This is a genomic window from Pseudomonas sp. PS01298 (assembly GCF_029959745.1).
Classification (GTDB): domain Bacteria; phylum Pseudomonadota; class Gammaproteobacteria; order Pseudomonadales; family Pseudomonadaceae; genus Aquipseudomonas; species Aquipseudomonas aylmerensis.
Window position 1 is genome coordinate 78,577 of record NZ_JASCPP010000004.1, and the last position, 18,614, is coordinate 97,190.

17 protein-coding genes are annotated in these 18,614 nt (G+C 63.9%); 4 read left to right on the forward strand and 13 right to left on the reverse strand.

The window, feature by feature from the left end; translation table 11 throughout:
• The first annotated feature begins 9 nt into the window (after positions 1–9).
• A complete protein-coding gene (locus tag QMX97_RS03235) occupies positions 10–1,008 on the forward strand; it encodes an NAD(P)H-quinone oxidoreductase (protein ID WP_282395986.1) in 999 nt (332 codons plus the stop codon).
• Positions 1,009–1,042: 34 nt separating this feature from the next.
• Here the strand turns inward: QMX97_RS03235 and QMX97_RS03240 are convergent, their stop codons facing one another.
• The 3 genes from QMX97_RS03240 to QMX97_RS03250 form a co-directional block, all read right to left on the reverse strand.
• On the reverse strand, positions 1,043–2,167 hold the full coding sequence (locus QMX97_RS03240; protein ID WP_282395987.1) for an alkene reductase: 1,125 nt from the start codon (positions 2,165–2,167) through the stop codon (positions 1,043–1,045).
• Positions 2,168–2,247: 80 nt separating this feature from the next.
• The gene (locus QMX97_RS03245; RefSeq protein WP_065905875.1) at positions 2,248–2,925 is read right to left on the reverse strand and encodes a type 1 glutamine amidotransferase domain-containing protein; all 678 of its coding nucleotides are present in this window, start codon (positions 2,923–2,925) and stop codon (positions 2,248–2,250) included.
• The gene (locus tag QMX97_RS03250) at positions 2,922–3,551 is read right to left on the reverse strand and encodes a TetR/AcrR family transcriptional regulator (RefSeq protein ID WP_201144034.1); all 630 of its coding nucleotides are present in this window, start codon (positions 3,549–3,551) and stop codon (positions 2,922–2,924) included. Before QMX97_RS03250 ends, QMX97_RS03245 begins: the two co-directional genes overlap by 4 nt.
• Before the next feature lie 172 nt (positions 3,552–3,723).
• On the opposite strand from QMX97_RS03250, the gene QMX97_RS03255 reads away from it, so the two are divergent.
• The gene (locus QMX97_RS03255) at positions 3,724–4,662 is read left to right on the forward strand and encodes a GlxA family transcriptional regulator (protein WP_065905870.1); all 939 of its coding nucleotides are present in this window, start codon (positions 3,724–3,726) and stop codon (positions 4,660–4,662) included.
• Here the strand turns inward: QMX97_RS03255 and QMX97_RS03260 are convergent.
• The 3 genes from QMX97_RS03260 to QMX97_RS03270 are packed head-to-tail and all read right to left on the reverse strand — an operon-like array spanning position 4,649 to position 8,879.
• Complete coding sequence (locus QMX97_RS03260; protein WP_201144033.1) at positions 4,649–6,070, reverse strand: aldehyde dehydrogenase family protein; 1,422 nt, start codon at positions 6,068–6,070, stop codon at positions 4,649–4,651. The two genes, QMX97_RS03255 and QMX97_RS03260, sit on opposite strands and share 14 nt — an antisense overlap.
• On the reverse strand, positions 6,067–7,362 hold the full coding sequence (locus QMX97_RS03265; protein ID WP_282395990.1) for an aminotransferase class III-fold pyridoxal phosphate-dependent enzyme: 1,296 nt from the start codon (positions 7,360–7,362) through the stop codon (positions 6,067–6,069). The genes QMX97_RS03260 and QMX97_RS03265 overlap by 4 nt, the downstream gene beginning before the upstream one ends.
• 11 nt (positions 7,363–7,373) lie before the next feature.
• Positions 7,374–8,879: a serine hydrolase gene (locus tag QMX97_RS03270; RefSeq protein WP_282395991.1), complete on the reverse strand. Its 1,506-nt coding sequence runs from the start codon at positions 8,877–8,879 to the stop codon at positions 7,374–7,376.
• A 140-nt stretch (positions 8,880–9,019) separates the two neighbouring features.
• Here QMX97_RS03270 and QMX97_RS03275 point away from each other — a divergent pair, with 140 nt between their 5' ends.
• On the forward strand, positions 9,020–9,898 hold the full coding sequence (locus tag QMX97_RS03275) for a GntR family transcriptional regulator (RefSeq protein WP_282395992.1): 879 nt from the start codon (positions 9,020–9,022) through the stop codon (positions 9,896–9,898).
• Positions 9,899–10,044: 146 nt separating this feature from the next.
• Here QMX97_RS03275 and QMX97_RS03280 read toward each other — a convergent pair whose 3' ends face one another.
• From QMX97_RS03280 to QMX97_RS03310, 7 genes are all read right to left on the reverse strand, one after another.
• Positions 10,045–11,328 (reverse strand): OprD family porin, encoded by a 1,284-nt coding sequence (locus QMX97_RS03280; RefSeq protein WP_282395993.1) that lies wholly within the window; start codon positions 11,326–11,328, stop codon positions 10,045–10,047.
• 112 nt (positions 11,329–11,440) lie between these two features.
• Positions 11,441–13,069 carry an ABC transporter ATP-binding protein gene (locus QMX97_RS03285; RefSeq protein WP_201144030.1) on the reverse strand — a complete coding sequence of 543 codons (1,629 nt, stop codon included), beginning with the start codon at positions 13,067–13,069 and terminating at the stop codon, positions 11,441–11,443.
• Between the two features lie 2 nt (positions 13,070–13,071).
• Positions 13,072–13,926, reverse strand: coding sequence for an ABC transporter permease (locus tag QMX97_RS03290; RefSeq protein WP_282395994.1), 855 nt, complete (start codon positions 13,924–13,926; stop codon positions 13,072–13,074).
• Complete coding sequence (locus QMX97_RS03295; RefSeq protein WP_065905853.1) at positions 13,923–14,864, reverse strand: ABC transporter permease; 942 nt, start codon at positions 14,862–14,864, stop codon at positions 13,923–13,925. Before QMX97_RS03295 ends, QMX97_RS03290 begins: the two co-directional genes overlap by 4 nt.
• A 12-nt stretch (positions 14,865–14,876) precedes the next feature.
• Positions 14,877–16,433 (reverse strand): ABC transporter substrate-binding protein, encoded by a 1,557-nt coding sequence (locus QMX97_RS03300; protein WP_282395995.1) that lies wholly within the window; start codon positions 16,431–16,433, stop codon positions 14,877–14,879.
• Between the two features lie 266 nt (positions 16,434–16,699).
• Complete coding sequence (locus QMX97_RS03305) at positions 16,700–16,966, reverse strand: hypothetical protein (RefSeq protein ID WP_226940003.1); 267 nt, start codon at positions 16,964–16,966, stop codon at positions 16,700–16,702.
• A gap of 80 nt (positions 16,967–17,046) precedes the next feature.
• Positions 17,047–17,553 (reverse strand): GNAT family N-acetyltransferase, encoded by a 507-nt coding sequence (locus QMX97_RS03310; RefSeq protein WP_065906117.1) that lies wholly within the window; start codon positions 17,551–17,553, stop codon positions 17,047–17,049.
• 180 nt (positions 17,554–17,733) lie between these two features.
• Here QMX97_RS03310 and QMX97_RS03315 point away from each other — a divergent pair, with 180 nt between their 5' ends.
• Entirely contained in the window at positions 17,734–18,606 is an 873-nt protein-coding gene (locus QMX97_RS03315; RefSeq protein ID WP_282395997.1) for an undecaprenyl-diphosphate phosphatase, read from the forward strand.
• Positions 18,607–18,614: the final 8 nt, after the last annotated feature.

Genomic DNA, 18,614 nt, shown 5'->3' on the forward strand with positions numbered 1-18,614 from the left:
TAGGCTCAAATGACACTTCCCAAAGAAATGACCCTGATCGAAATCACCGCCCCCGGCGGCCCTGAAGTGCTGCAACCGCGCCGGGCCGATGTGCCGGTGGCAGGCCCCGGCGAGATCCTGGTCCGCGTGCATGCCGCCGGCGTCAATCGCCCGGATGCGTTGCAACGCGCCGGCAAGTACCCGATGAAACCCGGCATGAGCCCGATCCCCGGCCTGGAAATCGCCGGTGAAGTGGTGGCGCTGGGTGACGGTGTCAGCGAATACGCCGTGGGCGACAAGGTCTGCGCCCTGACCAATGGCGGCGGCTACGCACAGTTTTGCAGCGTGCCGGCCACCCAGGCGCTGCCGATTCCGCAAGGCATGGACTGGATTCAAGCCGCCGCCGTGCCGGAAACGTTCTTCACCGTATGGGCCAACCTGTTCGGCCTGGGCGGCGCCCACAAAGGCCAGCGTGCGCTGATCCACGGTGGCACCAGCGGCATCGGCACCACCGCGCTGATGCTCTGCCGCGAGTTTGGCCTCCAGGCGTTTGCCACGGCCGGCAGTGCTGACAAGTGCGCCGCCATTGCCAAGCTGGGCGGCGAGCCGATCAATTACCGCGAGCAGGATTTTGCCCAGGTCATCACCGAAAAAACCGCCGACAAGGGCGTCAACGTGGTGCTGGATATCATGGGCGGCTCGTACCTGAGCAATAACCTCAAGGCCCTGGCCATGGAGGGTCGCCTGGTGATGCTGGGCTTCCTCGGTGGCGGCAAGGGCAATGACGTCGACCTGCTGACCATCATGGCCAAGCGCGCGATCATCACCGGCTCACTGCTGCGCTCGCGGACCAAGGACGAAAAGGCCGCGATTGCCGCGCAGTTGCGTGAGCACGTGTGGCCGGTACTGGCCGCCGGGCGCTGCCTGCCGATCATCGACAAAGTCTACGAATACACCGACGCGGCCCAGGCCCATGCGCGCATGGAAGGTGGGGACCACATCGGCAAGATCGTGTTGCGGGTGGCGTAATCAGCGGGCAACCCCTCCCGGATTGGCGGCGTGATTACCCGAGGTAGGTGGGGTAGTCGATATAACCTGCTTCTCCCCCACCGTACATCCCCTCTTCGCGCAGCGGATTCAACGGCCAGCCCTTGAAGATCCGCTGCGGCAGGTCCGGGTTGGCAATGAACGGCCGCCCGAACGCAATCAAGTCCGCCAGCCCCGCCTCGACCAGGCGCGCGCCGCGTTCGGCGGTGTAGCGCCCGGCGTAAATGATCCGCCCGCTGAACGTCTCGCGCACAGCCTGACGGAAGCTGTCGGGCAGGTCGGGCGCGTTGTCCCAGTCGGCTTCGGCGATGGACAGGTAAGCAATACCCGACGCCTCCAGCACCTTGATCGCCTCGATATAGGTGTGATGCGGATCTTCCTCGACCAGGCCGATGTACACGCGGTCCTGGTCGGTGCCACTGAACAACGGCGAAAATCGCACGCCCAGGCGTTCCGGGCCGACCACTTGGCACACCGCTTCAACAATCTCGCGCAGGAACCGCAGGCGGTTATCCAGCGAGCCACCGTATTCGTCTTCACGCTGGTTGGCATGCGCCGAGATGAACTGGTTGACCAGGTAACCATTCGCCGAGTGGATTTCCACCCCGTCAAAGCCGGCGTCCAGCGCATTGCGGGCAGCCTGGGCGTACTGCGCGACCAATGCCTTGACCTCAAGCGTGGTCAAGGCGCGCGGCACCGGCGGTTGCTTCAGCTCGCCGACGCCAGGCCCGGTTTCGATAAAGGCCTTGGCCTGCAGCGCGGCAATCGCCGAGGGTGCGACCGGTGCCGCGCCCTCAGGCTGCAACGCGTTGTGCGACACACGGCCGACGTGCCACAGCTGGGCAAAGATCACCCCGCCGTCGGCGTGCACGGCATCGGTGACCGTGCGCCAGCCATCAATCTGCGCCGCCGAATAAATCCCCGGCGTCCACGCGTAGCCCTGGCCACGGGGCTCGATCTGCGTGCCCTCGCTAACCATGAAACCGGCACCGGCACGCTGGCGGTAGTACTCGGCCATCAGCGCGGTGGCGATATCGCCAGGTTGCGCACTGCGCTGGCGGGTCAGGGGCGGCAGTACGACCCGGTTGTTCAATGTGTGGTGGCCGAGGGTGACCGGCGTACTTAAAACAGGCTGGGTCATGTGAAATTTTCCAAATTCAGGACGAACAAAAGCGTTGGCGACGCTTGCGCGTCGCCAAGGAGTAACTGCAGTTAATTAGCTCAGGCGGTGAGTTTCAGCAGGGCCTTGGCCACATCGCTGGAACTGGCAGGGTTCTGCCCGGTGATCAACAAACCATCTTCGAGGACAAAAGAAGCCCAATCAGCGCCCTTCTCATAATGGCCGCCGAGTTTCTTGAAATCATCTTCGATCAGGAACGGCACCACATCAGTGAGGCCCACCGCCGCTTCTTCCGAGTTGGAGAAGCCGGTGACGCGACGGCCCTTGACCAGCGGCTCGCCATTCACCGCCTTGACGTGACGCAAGGCCCCCGGTGCATGGCAGACAAAGCCGATGGGCTTGCCGGCACGTTCGAACGCCTCGATCAGCGCGATGGAGGTCGGCGATTCCGCCAGGTCCCACAGCGGGCCGTGCCCACCTGGGTAGAACACCGTGTCGAAGTCGTCCGCGTTGACCGTGTCCAGCTTGACGGTAGTAGCCAGCGCCTGCTGTGCAGCCGGGTCGGCGGCGAAGCGGCGGGTCTGCTCGGTTTGCGCATCCGGCTGATCACTCACCGGGTCGAGCGGCGGCTGGCCGCCGGCCGGGGAAGCCAGCACCAGTTCGGCACCGGCGTCCTTGAACACGTAATACGGTGCAGCAAATTCTTCGAGCCAGAAGCCGGTCTTGCGGCCGGTGTCGCCAAGCTGGTCGTGAGAGGTCAGTACCATTAATACTTTCATTTTCCAGTGCCTCGATCGATGTGAATGTCAGGGTTTTCAGGGCGACCCAACAGCTGTCGGGTCAGCAACAACGCCTCGTCAAAAGGCGCAGGTGTGCGGGTGATCTTGCTCATGACGCTGGCGCCCAGCCATAACGCGTACAACTGCCGGGCCAGGACCTGCGGGCTGTGTTCGAGCAACAGCGAGCCGTCCTGCACGCCGCGCTGCATGGCCACGGCGAGTAAATCGATGGTGCGTGAGGTGCCCCGCTGCAATGCCAGGCGCATGGGCTCTGATAGGTCTGACACCTCCGCACCGAGTTTGACGGCAAGGCATTTGCCGGCATCGGTGCAGCCCGTCTGGTTGTCGATCCAGCACTGCCAGTAGCGCATCAATTTGGCGTGCTGGGACAAACCCGACTGGTTGAACAGCTGTTCCATGCCCTGCACGTACTGGTCGAAGTAGGTGTCGAGCAGGACCACGCCAAACGCGTCCTTGGACGTGAAGTAGTGATAGAACGAGCCTTTAGGCACTTCGGCGGCTTGCAGTATTTCGTTCAGGCCGACCGCAGAAAATCCCTTGGCGCCGACAATCGGTCGTGCACTGTCAAGAATGATCTGCCGTGCACTTCTGGTTTCGTTGCTCATGTCTTCATCCCGTCCGATTAGACCAGTCGTCTCGTCGTTGGGTGAATGTTAGGGATGGGGCCAGGCGCTCACAATGTCATATCCGCAAGGATTCCGGACACGCCGCAAAGGCGGTTGCCGTTTTCCCGGCAGCCGCCGACAATCGCCTCTCCCACGCTCCTGGAGAGATGCGATGCACAGCGTTGCGCTGATGGTTTACCCGAACTTCGAATGCCTGAGTCTCAGCGTCGGGTCGGTGTTCGAGTGCGCGAACCTGCTGCGCGGCGAACCGGCTTATGAGTTTCACCTGGTGTCGGAGAATGGCGGTGCGGTGATGGCGTCCCAGGGCTTCTCGGTGAACACCACCCAAGTGCGCGCCGAAGGCTATGACACGCTGATTGTCAGCGGCTACATGGAGTTTCGCCTGCCGGAGCTGAGCCTGCTGGAACTGGTCAAGGCCGCCTCTGCGCAATCACGGCGAATCGCCTCGTTGTGCATGGGCATCTTTGTACTGGCCGAAGCCGGCCTGCTGGAGGGCAAGCGCACCACCACCCACTGGATTCACGCACCGGCCTTTCGCAAGCGTTACCCGGCTATCCACCTGGAAGAAGACAAGCTGTTCGTGGTCGACGGCCAGATCTGGACCGGCGCCGGCATGAGTGCCGGGGTCGACCTCGCGCTGGCGATGGTCGAGAACGACCTGGGCAGCGACCTTGCGCGGCGCATCGCACGCAAGCTGGTGATTGCCCAGCGCCGGGGCAGCGAGCAGTCGCAGCTGTCGGCCTTGCTGGAACTGGACCCCAAGTCCGACCGTGTGCAACTGGCCCTGGCCTACGCCCGCGAAAACCTCACCCACGACCTGTCGGTGGAAGCCCTGGCCGAGGTCGCCCGGCTCAGCCCGCGCCAGTTCAGCCGCGTGTTTCGCGAGGAAACCGGGCAGACGCCGGCCAAGGCCATCGAGTCGCTGCGCGTGGAAGCCGCGCGGGCAATGATGGAGACCAGCCGCCACCCGGTGGAAGTCGTCGCCCGCGAAACCGGCTTCGGCGACCGCGAGCGCATGCGCCAGGCCTTCCTGCGCGCCTTCGGCCAGCCGCCGCAGGCGATGCAACAGGCGTTGTTCAATCCGGGCTAGGCTGGTAGCCGAACAGCGACTTCACTTCCAGATAGTCCTCCAGCCCGAACACGCCCCATTCGCGGCCATTGCCCGACTGCTTGTAGCCGCCGAACGGTGCGCCGTTGTCGGCCTTGCTGCCGTTGAGATGGACCATGCCGGTGCGCAGGCGCCGGGCCACGGCACGTGCACGTTCCAGGCTGCCGGCGGTGACATAGCCCGAGAGCCCGTAAGGGCTGTCATTGGCAATGGCAATCGCCTGGTCTTCGCTGTCGTAGGGGATGATCACCAGCACCGGGCCGAACACTTCCTCGCGGGCAATCGGCGTGTCTGGATCGACATCGGCGAAGATCGTGGGCCTGGCGTAGAAACCCGTCTTCACCCCATGCGGGCGGCCCACGCCGCCGCAGACGGGCGGGCTGTCCACGGCCGCGAGCAACGCCTGCACCCGCTCGAACTGCGCCTGATTGGCCAAGGGTCCCATGGCCGTGGCCGGGTGGCTGTCGTCGAAACAGACCTGCGCGGCGACTGCCTGTGCAATCGCCACCGCCCTCGCCTGCAACGCCCGTGGCACCAACATTCGCGTCGGCGCATTGCATGACTGCCCGCTGTTGCGAAAACAGCTGCTGACGCCATGGCGCACCGCCGCCTCCAGGTCGGCATCGGCCAGGATCAGGTTGGCCGACTTGCCGCCCAGTTCCTGCGACACGCGCTTGACCGTGTCCGCCGCCGCCTTGGCCACCGCAATGCCTGCGCCGGTGGAGCCGGTGAAGGACAGCATGTCGATACCGGCATGCCGCGCCATGCCGTCGCCGACCGTCGGCCCGTCACCGTTGACCAGGTTGAACACGCCCTTGGGCACCCCGGCGCGGTGCAGGATATCGGCCAGCAGCATGGCCGACAGCGGCGCCTTTTCACTGGGTTTGAGCACCATCGTGCAGCCCGCCGCCAAGGCCGGGGCGAGCTTGCAGGTGAGCTGGTTGAGCGGCCAGTTCCAGGGCGTGATCAGGCCGCACACGCCGATCGGCTCGCGACTGATCAGCGTGCTGCCGTGGGCGCGGTCGAACGCGTAGTCTTCGAGCACCGCATAGGCCCGCTGCAAGTGGCCCAGCCCGGCCGGCACGTGGGCACTGCGCGCCAGTGACAAGGGCGCGCCCATCTCCTGGTGCACGCACTGCGCCAGGGCCTCGCTGTGTTCGCGATAGCCCTCGATGATCGCCGCCAGCAACGCCAGGCGCTGCTCCCGCGTCCACTGGCTGTAGTGATCGAAGGCGCGCCGGGCGGCAGCCACTGCCCGGTCGAGGTCGCCAAGCGTGCCCAGGCTGATGGTCGCGACCGCGCACTCGGTGGACGGGTCGATCACTGCCAGGGTCTCGGTGCCCAAGGGCTTGACCCACTGCCCGTCGATATAGAAATCCCGGTGGTTCATCGCGTCGCCTCAAGGGCCTGCGCCAGGGTGTGGAAGATCAGCGCAAGTTGTTCCTGGTTGAGGATCAGCGGCGGCGACAACACGATATTTTCTCCGGACGCGCGCACCAGCACGCCTGCATCGAAACAGCGCTGGGCCACCTCGGCCGCACGTGCCCCCGGCGCCCCGTCGCGGGGCTTGAGTTCGACGGCGCACAGCAGGCCAATCGCACGCACATCAAGCACCAGCGGCTGTTCGCGCAGGGCCAGCGCAGTGGTTTGCCACAACGGGGCGATCTGCTGGACATGGGCGTTGATGCCCAACTCTTGATGCACTTCAAGGGTCGCGAGACCTGCGGCGCAGGCCAGCGGATGGGCGGAATAGGTGTAGCCGTGCATCAATTCAATCGCCTGTTCCGGGCCTTGCATGAAGGCCTCATACACGGCGCCACTGACCAGCACGCCGCCCATCGGCACCGCACCGTTGGTGAGGCCCTTGGCCAGGGTCATCAGGTCCGGGGTCACGCCAAACGCCTGGGCAGCGAAGCTGTGGCCGACACGGCCGAAACCGGTGATCACCTCGTCGAAAATCAGCAGCACGCCATGCCGATCACACAGCTCGCGCAGGCGTTGCAGGTAGCCGAGTGGCGGCGCATACACCCCGCCGGAACCGGTCACCGGCTCGACAATCACCGCCGCCACCGTGGCCGGGTCGTGAATCTCCAGCAGGTGCAGCAAGGCGTCCGCATACTGCACGCCTTGCTCCGGTTGACCGAGGCTGAAACGCGAGCCGGCATCATAGGGCAGCGGCAGGTGCGCGACGTCGCCGAGCAGCGGCCCGAAGTCGCGTTTCTGCCGGCCAATGCCCGACACCGACAGCCCGCCAAAGCCCATGCCGTGGTAACCCTTGGCGCGGCCGATCAGTTTGGTGCGGCGGCAATCGCCACGCGCCTGATGATAGGCACGGGCAATCTTCAGCGCGGTGTCCACCGCTTCCGAGCCGGAGTTGGTAAAGAACACTTTATCCAGGCCGTCCGGGGCGCTGGCCACCAGCCGATCGGCCAGGGTCAGTGCGGCGGGATGGCTCATCTTGAACGAGGACACAAAGTCCAGGCGCCCCGCCGCTTCGCGAATCGCCTCGACAATCCGCGCCTGGCCGTGACCCGCGTTGACGCACCAGAGCCCGGCCATGGCGTCGAGCACCTGGCGCCCATCAGTGGTGGTGTAGTGCATGCCGGCGGCGCGATCAAACAGCATCGGCGCGCGGTTGAACGGGCGCATGGCGGTAAATGGCGCCCACAAGGAAGAGGTCATGGGTGTACTCCTTAAGACGCGATGCGCGTGCCGATCAGGGTCGGGCGCTGCAAGGCGCCGGCATTGGTATTGACGCCGCGCGCGAAGTGCAGGCGGCCGTGATGCAAGCGGCAACTGACGTGGTCGCCGAAGGCGGTTTCGACAAAGCGCCAGTCCATGCGCAACTCGCCCTCGGCAGTCCAGCAGGCCTGGGCGACCACCGGGGTCTGCTCCGGCTGGTATTGGTGGTGCAGGTAATTGCCGGTGAGGCTGGTGATCGACTCCAGCGGCTGCTGGAAACCCGCGCGCAGGTGATGGGTGCCACGGTGGTCGACGAGGGTGAAGTCGCAGTGATCGGCATGGAAATCAAAGGCCAGTTCGCGCACGCCGTCTTCATTGGGCTCGATGCTGAAACGGCCTTGCAGGGAGGTACTGGCGGGCGAGCTTTTCAGGCCTTGCAACGTCGGCAGGCGCAGCTCGTCAATCAGCGCGTCCAATTGCGCCTGGCTGCCCTGGGCATCCGCACTCGCGCGGCCCAGCGCCGGGAACAGGTGTTGCCACAGCGCCTGGTGCAAGCGCTTTTCACCCAGGCGCAGGCCGCAGGTGAACACGATGACCGTGTCCTGTGCCGGCAGCACGATGCACTGCTGGCCGAACACGCCTGAGGCGTAGTAGCCACCGTGCTCGGTCATCCACCACTGGTAGCCATAGCCTTCGCGCTGGGCTTCGTTGGCCTTGTTCTTGTCGCGCGGCAGGTACTGCTTGCCGTCGAATTCGCCCATCCACACATCCTGCACCTGGTTGCGCGTGGCGTCGTCGACCCACTGTGGCGAGAGCAACTGGCGGCCCTGCCATTGGCCACGGTTGAGGTGCAGCACGCCAAACTTCAGCAAGTCTTCGCTGGTGCAGCTCAAGCCGTTGCCACCGGCGTTGAAACCGCCTGGCGCCAAGTCCCACTCCAGGCGGTCGAGGCCCAGGTGATCGAGGACGCGCGCCTGCAACAACGCGTGCAGGGTCTGCCCGGTGACCTGGGTGACGATGGCCGAGAGCATGAAACTCGAGGCACTGCTGTAGATGAACGACTGGCCCGGCGGCTCGTCCACCGGCTCCTTCAGAAACGCCTCGACCCAGCTGCTTTGCAGGTTGCGCCAGTCACCGCCGGAAATACCGCGGGTGTGGCCGGTGCGCATGGTCAGCAGATCCTCGACCGTCATCGCCGCAAGGTTCGCACTGACAGGTTGCGGGCACAGCTCGGGGAAGAAGCTCACGACCTTGGCGTCTAGGCTCAGGCGCCCGTCATCGATCAACAGGCCGACGGCGGTGGCGGTCCAGCTCTTGGTTGCCGAATGCTGCACGTGGGGGCGATGCGCCGAATAAGGCCGCCAGAAGGCCTCGGCCACCACTGCGCCCTGGCGATACAGCATGAAACTGTGCAGCTCCAGGCCGGCCTCGGCCACGGCCCGGAGGAAATCGAGAATGCCGGCCGGGTCGACGCCGCGTTCGGTGGGCAGGGCCCGGGGCAGCGGGATGTAAGTCATGATGGGTCCTCTGGATGTTTTTATATTTCAAATAATGCAGATAAAGATTTGATCGACGCGGTGCTGATGTATTTGAGCCGCCTATAATTCAGCTTTTCCGGGTATCCTTGCCTCCCCTTTCACAGGAAAGACTTCGCACCATGGCCCCACTCACTTCGCTGCAGACCAAAGTCGCCGGGCAGATCCTTGCCGCCATCGCCAGCGGCGACCTGCAACCCGGTATGCACCTCAAGGAAGTGGAACTGGCGCAGCGCCTGGGCGTATCGCGCTCGCCGATCCGCAGTGCGCTTTCCTACCTGGCCGAACAGCAGGCCATCGAGCCGTTGCCGCAGCAGGGCTATCGCGTCCCGCTGCAGGCAACCGATGGCCTGGCGCAGCAATTCAGTGAGTTGCACAACGAAGAGGACCAGCTGTACACGCGGCTGATCGACGACCGGCTGAACCAGGTGCTGCCCGACCAGATTTCCGAAAGTGATTTGCTGCGCCGCTACGGCGTTGGCAAAAGTGTGTTGCGCCGCTGCCTGCTGCGGCTCTCGGATGAAGGCATGATGCAGCGCAAGCACGGGCATGGCTGGCAATTCCTGCCGACGCTGAACAGCCCGCAGACGCGCTTCGAGAGCTACCGCTTCCGCATGCTGCTGGAGCCGGCCGGGCTGCTGGAACCGACCTTCAAGATCCACCCGGAACACTTCCGCCGCTGCCGCGAGCGCCAGATGGAACTGCTCGAAGGCAAGGTCGACGGGCAGCGCTTTATCGAATGCAACGCCGAATTCCACGAACTGCTCGCAGCCGCTTCCGGCAACGGCTACATCCTGCAGGCGATCCAGCAACAGAACCGCTTGCGCCGGCTGACCGAGTTCCACACGGTGAACAACGTGGAACGCGTGAAAGTCTCGTGCCAGGAACACCTGGCAATCCTCGATGCGCTGGAGCAAGGCGATAACGAGTGGGCGTCGACGCTGCTGCATCGACACCTGGATGTGGCCAGCAAGTTGCGGGTGGCGCGGAACAAGGGATGACGGGTTGCCCCGGTGGGCATCCCTGTTTCGCCTAGGCGCACGGTCCCAGACCGCAAACCCAGGCGCAGGAATGGAGCGGTACGCCGACATACCGCCATCGCAGGCAAGCCGGCTCCCACATTCAGACCGAGTCGCCCCCACTCGCATCACCAGAGCGCCACGGTATAGCCAACAATCACCCGGTTCTCGTTCATATCCCGGAGATAGTTAGCCTTGCTCAACCCATTGCGCCAGCGCAACGACACCCCTTTGAGCGCCCCGGACTGAAACACATAGCCCAGGTCAATATCGCGCTCCCACTCACGCCCCTCCCCCACAAATCCCTTCACCTCGGCCTGGTCGCCCTTGGCCCAACGCGTCGAAAACGTCAGCCCCGGCACGCCCAACGCGGCAAAGTCGAAGTCATACCGCGCATGCCAGACGCGCTCGTTGGTCTGCGAGAAGTTGCTCAACTGGTACTCGGAAAACAGGTAGGTATTGGTCCCGTCCACATAGGTAAACGGCGTCTCGCCATACTGCTCCTGATACCCCCCGCCAACGCTGTGGCCCTTGTAGCTGAACATCGCCCGCGTACTCAGCGCGCGGTTGTCGACCTTGCCTGCAAGGCCCGCACCGGACTTGTCCGCATCGAAATAGCGGATGTCGGTCTTGAGGGTGCCGCCGCCCAGGGCGAAACTGTTTTTCACCCCGACGAAATGCTGCTGGTAGATGTCCTCCAGTTGCGCAAAGTGATAGCTGAGGGTCATGCCCGGCGTGAGCTTGTAGTCGCCACCGGCAAAGCGGAAGCGGTCACTCTTGCCGGAACTTTTGTAGGCGCCGCTCTGGCTGGTCAGCGCCATGTCTTCGTAGTCGGTGGATTCGCGCTGTTTGGTCTGGTCGATCTGCCCACCGATCAACGCCAGCCCGGCGATGTCCGTCGAGGTCACCTGGGTGCCACGAAACGTCTGCGGGAACAGCCGGCTGGTGTTCGGTTGCAAGGTCGGCAGGTCCGGCAACAGGTAGCCGCTGCGCAGTTCGCTCTGGGCAAAACGCACCTTGCCGGTCACGCCATACTTGGAATATTCATCGTGGGCACGCTTGGCATAACTCGGTTTGCCCGGCGTCGCGTCGTTGTCCCGCGACAACAGGCCGGAGCCCGAGCGGTCCGGGCTGGAATCGAGTTTCAGGCCGAGCATGCCGACCACGTCCACCCCAAAGCCCACGGTGCCTTCGGTGAAGCCCGACTTCAGGTTGAGGATAAAACCCTGGGCCCATTCCTCGCGCTTGGATTGCCCGGCGTCCTCGCGATAATCACGGTTGAAGTAGTAGTTCTTCAGTTCCAGATCAGCCCTGCTGTCCTTGATGAAGTCCGCCTGGGCCGGGACGCACAGCAGGCCCCCGCTCATGAGGCCGACGCCCTTCAGGATCAGGTTGAGGTTGTTGTTATGCATGTTCTTGGCTCCTGGCAGTCGTTATCGGTGAGTAGGTCTTATTGTTTTTCTGGGCACGACATTCCCCATCGCGCAGGGTTTGAAGGCCTGCACGCCGGGTGAAATCAGGGGGTTAAATCGCCGGTCGTATTCGGTAGCCGCCGTCCGGCAGTTTCTCCAGCGGGCTGGCGGCGGCCAGCAATTGCCGGGTGTACGGGTGCTGCGGATGGTCGAAGATCTGTTCGCGCGCCCCGACTTCCACCACAGTGCCCTGGTGCATCACTGCCACCCGATGGGCGATACGCTCCACCGCCGCGAGGTCATGGGAAATGAACAGGCAGGCAAAGCCGTACTGCGCCTGCAGGCGTTCGAACAGCTCGAGAATCTGCTTCTGGATAGTCATGTCCAGCGCCGAAATCGGCTCGTCGGCGATCACCAGTTGCGGGTGGCGCACCAGGGCGCGGCCGATGGCGACGCGCTGGCGCTGGCCGCCGGAAAGCTGATGGGGGAAACGCTCGACAAACTGCTCGCCCAGGCCGATGTCCTGGAGGGTCTGCGTCACCCGCTCACGTCGCTGGGCGGCGTTCAGGCCGGGTTCGTGACGCAGCGGTTCGGCGAGGATGTCGCCGATTTTCATCCGTGGGTTCAGGGACGAATACGGGTCCTGGAAGATCATCTGGCATTGCAGGCGGTGCGTGCGGTTGGCGGCCTTGAGGATGTCCACGCCCTTGAAGCGGATCGCACCGGCGCAAGGTTTGATCAGGCCGACCAGCGAGCGCCCGAGGGTGGTCTTGCCCGAGCCGCTGCCGCCCACCAGCGCCAGGGTTTCGCCGGGGGCAATCACCAGGCTCGCAGAGTGCACCACACGGGTGTGCTGGCGCTTGCCCCAGAACGAGGTTGGCCCCGGGTGCTCGATGCACACCTGGTCCACTTCCACCAACGGCCCGTTGCTGGCCGGCAATGGCGCCAGCACGCCGCGCCGCGGCAACGCCTCCAGCAACTGGCGGGTGTACTCGGCCTTGGGCGCCAGCAGGATATCTTCAATCGTGCCCTGCTCCACCGCCTGGCCGTGACGCATTACCACCACCTTGTGCGCATAACGGGCGACCAGGGACAGGTCATGGCTGATAAACAGAATGGCCGTGCCCTGCTCGCGGGTCAGTTCCAGCATCAGCTCGATCACGTCCAGCTGCGCCAGGCAGTCCAGCGCGGTGGTGGGCTCGTCGGCAATCAACAGCGCCGGACGCAGCAGCATCACCGAGGCCAGCATGATGCGTTGGCGCATGCCGCCGGAAAACTGGTGCGGATAGGATTCCAGGCAGCGCTCGGCAGCCTTGATGCCGATGCGCCGCAGCATGGTCAGGCAACGCTCGCGGATCTGCGGCGGGTCGAGGTCGGTGTGCAGCCTCAGCGCTTCGCTCATCTGCTGGCCGATCTTCAGCGCCGGATTGAGCGACACCATCGGCTCCTGGAACACCATGCCGATGCTCGCGCCCCGAATCGCGCGCAGCTCCTCGGGGCTGACGCTGGCCAGGTCACGGCCCTGGAAATCCAGGCGCCCGCCGCAGACTTGCATGGGCAACGGCAGCAGGCCGATGGCGGCGCGCGCGGCCATGGTCTTGCCGCTGCCGGACTCGCCCACCAACGCGACGATTTCACCGGGCGCGATGCTGAAACTCAGGTCGTCGACTGCCAGCGGGCCGTGTTCGCCCACTCGGATCTGCAAGTGTTCGACGTTCAGCAAAACAGGATTGGCGGACATCTTCACTTCCTCATCCGGGGGTCGAGACGATCGCGCAGAGCATCGCCAAACAGGTTGATCGCCAGCAGGGTCAGGCAGATAAACAGCCCAGGGAACACGCCCAGCCACGGCGCCGAGGCGATATACGGCCGGCTGCTCGCGAGCATGTTGCCCCAGGTCGCTGCCGGTGGCGGCACGCCCAGGCCGAGGAAGCTCAAGGCGCTTTCCGACAGCAGCGCCCAGCCGAACATGCTGGTGGCCAGTACACACAACGGCGCCAGGCAGTTCGGCGCGATGTGCCGCAGCATGGTGTACAGCTCGGAGTTGCCGATCACCCGCGAAGCTTCGATGTACTCCTGCTCGCGCAGTGACAGCACGGTGCCGCGCACCACGCGCACCACCGACGGCGTGTAGGCGATGCCCAAGGCGAGCACGATCCCGTATTTGCTCGCACCGATGATCGCCATGATGCCCAGGGCCATGAGAATGCCCGGAAACGCCAGCAAGGCATCGTTGAACATCATCAGCACACGGTCGGTCCAGCCGCGCAGGTAACCGGCGAGCATGCCGATCAGGGTGCCGGCCAGCACGGCCACGCTGACCGTCAGCAGGCTCACCCACAGGCTGGTGCGCGCGCCGATCAACAGGCGGCTGAACACGTCGCGACCGAACTCGTCGGTGCCCAGCCAGTGCGTGGCCGAGGGCGCCTGGAAGCGCGACATCAGGTCGATTTTCAGCGGATCGAACGGTGACCACACCAGGCCCATCAATGCCAGCGCAATCAACGCCACCAGCAGCCCGCCGCCGATCAGGGCATTGGCCGGCGCCCACACGCGTCGACGCCTGGCCTGCACGGGCACGGCAATACTCGAACTCATAACTTCACCCTTGGATCGAACAGCGGATAGAGCAGATCCACACACAGGTTGACCAGCACGTAGATAAAGGTGATCAGCAACAGGCAGCCCTGCAGCACCGGGTAGTCGCGGGCGAAAATCGCATCCACCATCAAGCGGCCGATGCCTGGCAGGGTGAACACGGTTTCCAGCACCGCGATGCCGCCCAGCAGGTTGCCGAGGATCAGCCCCACCAGGGTCCAGGTCGGGGCGAAGGCGTTGGGCAATGCGTGTTTCCACAGCACCGCGCGCTCCGACAAGCCCTTGGCGCGGGCATGGGCGATGTACTCCAGGCGCAGCACCTCAATGGTGCTGGCCCGCGCCATGCGGGTGATCGCGCCGACTTCCACCAGCGTCAGGGTCACCACCGGCAGCACCATGTAGCTGATCGCCTGCCACGGCGCCTGGGCGAAACTGACGTACCCCACCACCGGCAGCCAGCCGAGCTGGATGCCAAAGGCATGCAGCAACAGCAGGCCGAGCCAGAAGCTGGGGATCGACAGCAGCAAGGTCGCCACCGACACCAGGCCGAGGTCGAGTGCAGTGTTCTGTTTCCAGGCGGCTATCAGGCCGATAGGCACCGCGATCAGCGTGGCGAACAACACCGCCACCAGCACGATGGTCGCGCTGACGCTGAAGCGGTCCAGGATCAGCGGCAACACCGCCTGCTTGGTGCTGATGGAAAAGCCCAGGTCAAAGCTCAACACCGCCTTGAACCAGATCAGGAACTGCGTCACCAACGAGTGATCCAGGCCCAGGGTGTGGCGCATCTCGGCCAGGCTCTGGGGGTCGGCCATATCGCCGAGCATCAGCAGCGCCGGGTCGCCCGGGATCAGGCGAATCAAGGCGAAGACCATCACCGAAATCAGCAACAGCGTCGGGATCGCCATCCCGAGTTTTTGCAGGATAAAACGCAACATGCTCAGGCCTCGTTAATGGGCAGCGAGGCTGACGCCCCACAACCGTGGCGACGACACCGGCCATGAATGGAAGCCCTTGACGCTGTCCCGCAGCGCTGCGGCGACCGTGCCGTTGTAGATGATCACCATCGGCGTGTCGTGGATCATCATCGTGTGCAACTGGTCGAACAGCGCCTGGCGCCTAGCCGTGTCACTCTCGCGCACCGCTTCGCGCAGCACCGCCTGCGCCTGGGGGTTGTCCCAGACCTTGCGCGGCTCCTTGCTCTTGTCGCCCATCAGTGAATCGAAGCTGGTGGCCGGGTCGAGGCGCGACGAATAAGAAAACGCCATCATCTGGTAGTTGCCGCTCTGGTAGCGCTCCAGCTGCGTGCCCCACTCCAGGGTTTCCATCTGGATATTCAGGCCGCTGGCCACCGCCATCGCCTGGCTGAGCAGGCCCATGTCGAACATCTGCGAATAGCGTTTGTTGACGATCATCTTGATCGGCTGGCCGTGGTAGCCGGCCTCGCTGAGCAGGCGCTGGGCTTCCTGCGGGTCATAGCGATAACCCTGCCTGGCGGTGGCGCTGTAGAACGGGCTGGTCTGGGGGATGGCCGAGTTGTTCGGCTCCGAGGTGCCGTTGGACAGGGCGTTGACCATTTGCCCGTAGTCCAGGGAATGGGCGATGGCCTGGCGGATGCGCACATCCTTGAGCAGTGGGTCGTTGGTCTGGAACAGCAAGCCGCAGATCGCCATGATCGGGCTGAACGAGATCTGCACACCCGACGTGGTTTTCAACTCCTGGGCATCGCTGGCGCTGACATTGGGCAGCAGGTCGATGTTGTTGGACATCAACGCGGCCTTGGCCGATGACGGGTCGGGGATCACCATGAAGCGTACGGCGTCGACCAATGCGGTCTTCTTGCCGGTAAAGCCATCCGGGCCGGCCTCGTCGCGCGGGCTGTAGTCCTTGAAGCGCGAGAGCACCACGTATTGGCCGGGTTTCCATTCATCGAGGCTGAACGGGCCGGTGCCGATCGGCGCCTTCCAGCTGCCGTCCGCCGCCAGCGAATCGCGGTGCAGGATGCCGCTGCCGCCGCAATCGGGGCGCGCCATGGAAGCCAGGAACAGGCCGCTGGGCTGGTCGAGGTGGAACACCACGGTCAGCGGGTCCGGCGCGTCGATGGCGGTGATTTTCGCCCCGCCACGGCCATCGAATTCGGCCAGGCAGCGCCACTGGGTTTTCGGATCGAGGTAGCGCTCCCAGGTCCACTTCACGTCGGCGGCGGTCAAGGTCGCGCCATTCTGGAAGTGCACGCCGTCGCGCAGCTTGAAGGTGTAGGTCATGCCGTCAGCGGAGCGTTGCACCTCACGGGCCAGCAACGGGCCGACGGAGGCGTCTTCACGGTGGGCCACCAGGCCTTCGACGATGTGCAGCATCACCGTGTCGGTGTTTTCGTCACGGTTGACGCCCGGCTCGGTGCTGCGGATGTCGGCATTCAAGCCGACGCGCAAGGTGGTCTGGGCCTGCGCAAGGCCGGCGCCGAGTGCGAGGGTGACGCACAGCGTGCCATTGAGTAAGCGATTCACGGGAGATGTTCTCCTTCGCTGAAGAGACCGGCCTGGGGCAGGAGCCGGCTTCAAGCCTGTATTAGGTCGTTGTTGTTATGGCCTGGCCTGAGGTCAGTGCCGCGGATGTTTTTTGTTTTTTTAAATTCGCCGGGACATATTCACAGTACAAGCTCGGCTTGTAAATGTTTTTTTATGCATATAAAAACATTAAAGACTAAGCGGTGTTTTTCTCCAGGCAACAAAAAAGAGGCCGAAGCCTCTTTTGGGGCAAACCCGCGCCTGCCCTAGCGGCAGTGGTAAGGACTTTCGCTCTTGAGCTCTTCGCCGGTATTGAGGTCACGGATGGTCACCGTGGCTTTCGGGAAGTTCTGGCAGAACATGTTGCGCGACGAGTAGATAGCACTGCCGTGGCTGGTGATGACCATCGGGATCGGCGCGCCGGAGACGTCGACGGCCGTGACGTTGTAGTCACCCGAGAGGGTCACGCAACCGCCGAGCATCAGCAGTGCGGCAGCCGCCGCCAGGTACTTGATCGAAGCAGACATAGGCATTTCGCATCCTTGTGAAATTCAGGGCCAGGGTGGCCGACGAGGCTAGGAGCGGCTTGGCCGCCTTGAGTTCAATCCTGTGTTCAGTGCAGCGCCGCGCGGGTAATCAGGTAGCTCACCAGTTGCGGGTCATCGTCCAGCTCGAGGGTCTGCACCGGGCGTGGCAGGTTATCCAGCACCGTGCGCCAGAACGCCTGGGACACTTCGTCCTGGTCATAGAAGCGCACCAGCCAATTGGCGTGACCACTGCACAACACCTGCGTGGCGATGGCGCGGCCAATGCCTTTGCGGCGATAGCGCTTGAGGATAAACAGGTCGGCCAGTTCCAGGGCGTCGAGGCCCGGCAATTCACTGCCTTCGATCAGCAGGAAGCCGGCGATATAGCCATCGACCAGCAGCAGGTTGGCGCTCCACTGCGGATCCTGCCAGTAACGGGTCAGGTGTTCGTCGTGGATGTAGAAGCGGCCATCGGCCTCGACGTCTTCCTGCTCCCAGTCCGACGACTCGTAGGCGTAGTACTGGTAGAGATTGCGGATCAGCTCGGCGTCTTCGGGCCCGGTCTGGATCAGTTCAACGGTGGTTTCAGGCATGGGGGTCTCGGTGAAAAAACGCAGGGCGCCATTGTTCACAAATCCTCTCGCCAGGCCAATACATTGTCTAACCTTTCTGCTTGCTGAACCGAATGCGGATTTGTCTGGCGCGGCCTAAAACTTTGAAACATTTGGAATAAACTCCGCCAGCCCTCCCCTTTTTCTCCAAGGACATGCATTTTGACAAACGTCTGTTCCGCCGGCCTGGATGTAGGCTTTGCCTCCCTGGATTACCTGCAGATCTTCATCCTGGGCGTGATCCAGGGCATTACCGAGCTGCTGCCGGTGTCGTCCACCGCCCACATGCGGGTGGTGCCCGCCCTGCTCGGCTGGCAGGACCCCGGCTCGGCGTTTTCGGCGGCGATGCAGCTGGCGGCGCTGGCGGCGGTGGTCAGTTATTTCTGGCGTGATGTGCGCCAGGTGGTCACCGGCAGCATCGGTGCGGTGCGCCAGGGCGACTATGACAATCAGTGGTTCAAGCTGGCGGTGGCGATTGTGCTGGCGACCATTCCGATCGGCATTGCCGGCCTGGCCCTGTCCTCGACGTTGAACGCCTGCAACTCGCCGTTGCGCGGGCTGATGGTGATCGGCATTTCCTGCGTGGTGATGGCCGTGCTGCTGGCGGTGGCCGAAGTGCGTGCCCGGCATACCCGCGACATGAGCCAGATGCGCCTGCGCGATGCACTGATCGTCGGCATTGCGCAGATCGGCGCGCTGATCCCCGGCGTGTCGCGCTCCGGTTCGACGCTGACGGCCGCATTGTTCCTCAACTTCAAACGCGAGGAAGCCGCGCGCTTTTCGTTCCTGCTCGGCCTGCCCGCCATCGCCCTCGCGGGTTTGAAAGAGCTGTGGGTGCTGCTGCACGCCGACATGCCCGTACACGCCTGGCCGCACCTGCTCTTTGGCCTGGTGGTGGCCAGCGTCTCGGCATTCTTTGCGATCTGGGGCCTGATGAAGTTTTTGGAACGGTTCTCCACCTGGCCGTTTGTGATTTACCGCACGTTGCTCGGGGTGTTCCTGATCGTCGCAGTCAGTACCGGCTTGCTGAGCTAAAACCGCTT